The sequence below is a fragment of the Sphingobium sp. genome, from assembly GCF_035511395.1.
GTDB lineage: Bacteria > Pseudomonadota > Alphaproteobacteria > Sphingomonadales > Sphingomonadaceae > Sphingobium.
Window position 1 is genome coordinate 1 of sequence record NZ_DATKFP010000343.1, and the last position, 4,461, is coordinate 4,461.

Annotated in this window: 4 protein-coding genes; 3 read left to right on the forward strand and 1 reads right to left on the reverse strand. The window is 62.1% G+C overall.

Annotated elements, in window-relative coordinates; all coding sequences use genetic code 11:
- The coding region (locus VMR39_RS23485; protein ID WP_325419736.1) for a sigma 54-interacting transcriptional regulator at nucleotides 1-1,594 on the forward strand (1,594 nt) is incomplete at its 5' end.
- A gap of 107 nt (nucleotides 1,595-1,701) precedes the next feature.
- Complete coding sequence (locus tag VMR39_RS23490; RefSeq protein ID WP_008829811.1) at nucleotides 1,702-2,928, forward strand: NAD(P)/FAD-dependent oxidoreductase; 1,227 nt, start codon at nucleotides 1,702-1,704, stop codon at nucleotides 2,926-2,928.
- Nucleotides 2,929-2,947: 19 nt separating this feature from the next.
- On the opposite strand, the gene VMR39_RS23495 is transcribed toward VMR39_RS23490, so the two are convergent.
- On the reverse strand, nucleotides 2,948-3,736 hold the full coding sequence (locus VMR39_RS23495; RefSeq protein ID WP_024020828.1) for a 1,6-dihydroxycyclohexa-2,4-diene-1-carboxylate dehydrogenase: 789 nt from the start codon (nucleotides 3,734-3,736) through the stop codon (nucleotides 2,948-2,950).
- A gap of 149 nt (nucleotides 3,737-3,885) precedes the next feature.
- On the opposite strand from VMR39_RS23495, the gene VMR39_RS23500 reads away from it, so the two are divergent.
- The coding region (locus VMR39_RS23500; protein ID WP_325419741.1) for a dihydrodipicolinate synthase family protein at nucleotides 3,886-4,461 on the forward strand (576 nt) is incomplete at its 3' end.

The window sequence follows — 4,461 nt, forward strand, 5'->3', positions numbered from 1 at the left end:
GGAAATGGGCCGGATCTGGCATGACGGTGAACGCTGCGTACTGCTCAGCCAAGCGGCCCTGGCCAGCTGGCGCAGCCGCCTGGTGGCCGAATTGGGGCTAGAAGCGGCCAGCCGGTTCTTCTGGGGTGTCGGTTTTGCCGAAGGCGCACGGTGCGCGATCGGCGCGAAGAAATTGCGCCCGGATGGTGATTATCTCGAAGCATTCGCGGTCGGACCGCAGGCACACGCCTTGACCGGGTTCGGCTGGACCCAGATCGAAACTCTTGAAAACGATCCCTCGCGGGGGCATTTCGAAGGCCGGTTCACGGTCCACGATTCGATGGAGGCGGCGATCCATCTCAACGCGATGGGGCACAGCACCGATCCGGTGTGCTGGATGCAGACCGGCTTTGCAAGCGGCTTTGCCACAACCTTCGCGGGACAACCGATCATCATGCGCGAAGTGGAATGTGCGGGGCGAGGCGATGCTGCCTGCGTACTTCACGCCAAACCAAAACCCGAATGGGATCAGTTGGACGACCTCGAATTGGCCGCGACGCCGCTGGTCCTGTCCGAAACGTGGCATGATGCGGGCCAAACGGTGATTGGGATATCGGCAGCGTTCCTCTCAGCCAAGACCATGATCGAACGCACCGCAGCGAGCAATGCGACGCTGCTGTTAATGGGCGAGACCGGGGTCGGCAAGGAAGTGCTGGCCAAGCTCGCTCATCGGCTGAGCACGCGCGAGGCGGAGCCGTTCATCGCGCTCAACTGCGCGGCGATCCCTGAGGGGCTGATCGAATCGGAGCTGTTCGGCGTGGCCAAGGGGGCCTATACTGGCGCGGTTGCCGCCCGGCCCGGTCGGTTCGAGCTGGCCAATGGCGGCACGCTGTTCCTGGACGAGATATCGACACTGTCGCCACTTGCACAATCGAAGATTCTGCGCGCTGTCCAGGAAGGTGAGTTCGAGCGGGTCGGCGATACGCGGACGATCAAGGTGGATGTCCGATTGATCGCAGCATCGAATGTGGAACTTAACGAGGCGGTGCGGGAAGGCACGTTTCGTGCCGACTTGTTCTACCGGATATCGACTTTACCGGTCCGGGTGCCGCCGCTGCGCCAGCGCCGCGAGGACATTCCGGTGCTGCTGGAACACTTCCGTCTGCGTTATGCCCTGCGCCATGGCCGAACAGTATCGGGCTTCACTCCGCGGGCGATTAACGCGCTGTTGGCTTACGATTTCCCGGGCAATGTGCGCGAACTTGAGCGAATGGTGGAACGCGCCGTGCTGTTGGCGGACGACGGACGAGCGATCGACGTCAGACACCTGTTCTTGGAAACCGACGGCCTCGAATTGAAGCCGGCGATGTGCATGACCAACGATGGCAGGATCAGCGCCGTTGACAATGTTGGTAGTCGCGCCAACTTGGTGCGCCAGATGCTGGATCTGATCGTCGATGAGGGCGGAAGCCTGCTGGAAATGGAAGGGCTGGTGATCCGCGAGGCCCTTGATGCAAGTGGGGGCAACGTTGCTCGCGCGGCGCGCACCTTAGGCTTTACCCGTCGGCAGCTCGCCTTGCGTCTTGAAAAAATGGAAATCCAGGAATCCGCCTAGCGCGCGTTAACTCTCGCAACGCATTGCATATTGTGCAAAGAAGGTCTATAGGGAGGTGCGCCTTCCGGCAATAAGACCGGGAAAGCACGCAAAGTTGGGAGAATCGCATGAAATCGGTAGCCGTGGTCGGAGCAAATCTTGCGGGTGGCCGCGCGGTGGAGTCCTTGCGCCAGGCTGGCTTCGATGGCCGGATCACCCTTATCGGCGAAGAACCGTGGCGGCCCTACGAGCGCCCGCCCCTGTCCAAGGAGGTGTTGTGGGATCCGGCCAATGTACCGGACAATTTCTTCCTTCATGACGAGGCCTGGTACGCCGCCAACCGCATCGAAATGCGGCTTGGCACGCGTGCCGAAGCGCTCGACCTGGCGGCGAGCGCTGTGCGCCTGACGGGCGGAGACCTGGTCCAAGCCGACCGCATCCTGCTGACCACCGGTGGTTCCGCCCGCAAGCTCAACATGGAGGGTGCCGACGCCGCCAACGTGCATTACCTGCGCACCCGGGACGATGCCACCCGGATGGCGACGGACCTCAGGGACGGCGCCCGGATCGTCATCATCGGCATGGGTGTGATCGGGGCTGAAGTCGCGGCCAGCGCGGTCAAGCTGGGGTGCCGAGTGACCGCGATCGAACCGCTTGCCGCGCCTATGATTCGCGCGCTCGGGCCGCAGTTCGGGCAATGGCTGGGCGAGGAACATCGCCAGCGCGGCGTCGACACCCGCTTCGGACGCGGCGTGAACGCGATGAAGGTGCTTGACGGGCGGGTGACGCAGGTCGAACTCGATGACGGATCACTGGTGGATTGCGATGCCGTGGTAGTCGGGGTCGGGATAGTGCCGGAAATCAGCCTAGCCCGGGACGCAGGCATCGTCACCAATAACGGCATCATCGTCGATCGGCGGTGCCGCTCCAGCAATGAGAATGTCTTTGCCGCCGGCGACGTGGCCGAACAGGAGAGCTTCTTCGGCGGCCATATCCGCCAGGAAACCTACCAGAATGCTGCCGATCAGGCTCAGGCCGCGGCGCTCGCCGTGCTCGGGCAGGGCGTCGATTACTGCAAGCCGGTGTGGTACTGGAGCGACCAGTTCGATCTCAATATCCAGTTCTGCGGCCATATCCCGGTGCAAGCCGAGGTAACCCTGCGTGGAGACATGGCAAGCAACCAGTTTACCGCATTCTTCCAGTCAGGCGAGATGATCGAGGGCATCCTGACTGTCAACCGCGCCCCAGACATGGGCATCGGCAAACGGCTGATCGAGCGCCGAGCCAATGCCCAGGCCGCGCAGCTGGCCGATGCCGATGTGTCGCTCCGCGATATCCTCAAGCAGGCTGGTTAGGCTCGTAAGGCGGGCGGGATCAGCCGATCCCGCCACCTGCGACGTAGAGGGTTTGGCCGGTGATGTAGGACGCCTCGTCGGCGGCTAGAAAGCAGATCGCGGCGGCCAGTTCCTCGGGCTCGCCGAAGCGACCCAGCGGGGTATCGCGCAAGGTCTGCTCCATCACCTCGCCAAAGCCCTTGCGGTCCGCGTCGGAATGCGGAGCGGTATTACGCGGGGTGACACGGGTCACGTTGACCCCGCCAGGAGCCACGCAATTTACCCTGATGCCACAATCCTCCAGTTCCAGCGACAACGCAGCGGTCAGCGCCGCCACGCCACCTTTCGCAGCCGCGTAGGGCACGCGATTGACCCCGCGCGTTGCCACCGAGCCGATGTTGACGATCGCGCCGCGACCCGCCGCGCGCATGTGGGGCAGCACTGCATGGCAACACCACAGCGTCGGCCACAACGAGCGATTAATTTCGGCGACGATTTCTTCGGTGGTGTATTCCCAATAAGGCTTGGCCCAGATCGTGCCACCGACATTATGGACGGCCACGTCGATCCGCCCGAATTTATCGCTTACAGCGTTGTACAGGGCAGCGGCTCCAGCCTGTTGCTCGAGGTCGTGGATGGCGGGGTGAGCGTCGACAGATTCGGCCATAAGTCGCGCAACCGCATCCAGTGTCGCCTGTTCTGCACGATCGGCAACGACGACTGTGGCGCCTTCTCGCCCTAGGCGCTGGGCCGTAGCAAAGCCGATGCCCTGGGCTGCTCCCGTGACAATCGCGATCTTGCCTGCAAATCTTACGTTTGCGTCTGTCATCTCTGATTTCTCCAAACCCGCACCCGTCCGGCCGGAAGGGTGCAATCCTAGTCACATTCGGCTTCATAAATCCGCATTCCTCCCTTGCCAAGCCCGTGGGCAATGCGTTACATATTGGCTAATGATTGAAAATCTTTGGGAGATGTTGCGTGGCGCGTGAACTGCTGACTGCTGCTGATATAAAGGGTGCCTGGGCGATCGTGCCGACGCCCGCCAAGGAAGGTGCTACCGATTGGCGCGCCACTGATACGGTTAATGTCGACGAAGCAGCCCGCATGGTCAACGGCCTGATCGAGGCCGGAGTCGACGGCATCCTGAGTATGGGAACGCTGGGCGAGGCCGCGACCATGACGCTTGACGAAAAGCTCGTCTTTATGAAGACTATCGTAGATGCCGCAGCGGGCCGGGTTCCGGTGTTTGTCGGCACAACCTGTATCAACACCCGCGACACCATCGCGCTGACCCGCGAGGCAGTCGATATCGGCGCGACCGGGACGATGCTGGGCGTACCGATGTGGTGCGCGCCGAGCGTCGATGTCGCGGTCCAGTTCTACAAGGATGTCGCTGAGGCGGTGCCCGATATCAATATTGCAATCTATGCCAATCCCGAAGCATTCAAGTTCGATTTCCCGCGCCATTTCTGGGGTCAGGTCGCCGAAATCCCCCAAGTTGTTACTGCCAAGTATATCGGTGTTGGCACACTGCTGCCCGATCTGGCCGCAATC

Bases quoted from the DNA above. Each gene is read 5' to 3' on its own strand.
- VMR39_RS23490 (WP_008829811.1), top strand. From the start codon at position 1,702: ATGAAATCGGTAGCCGTGGTCGGAGCAAATCTTGCGGGTGGCCGCGCG.
- VMR39_RS23495 (WP_024020828.1), bottom strand. From the start codon at position 3,736: ATGACAGACGCAAACGTAAGATTTGCAGGCAAGATCGCGATTGTCACG.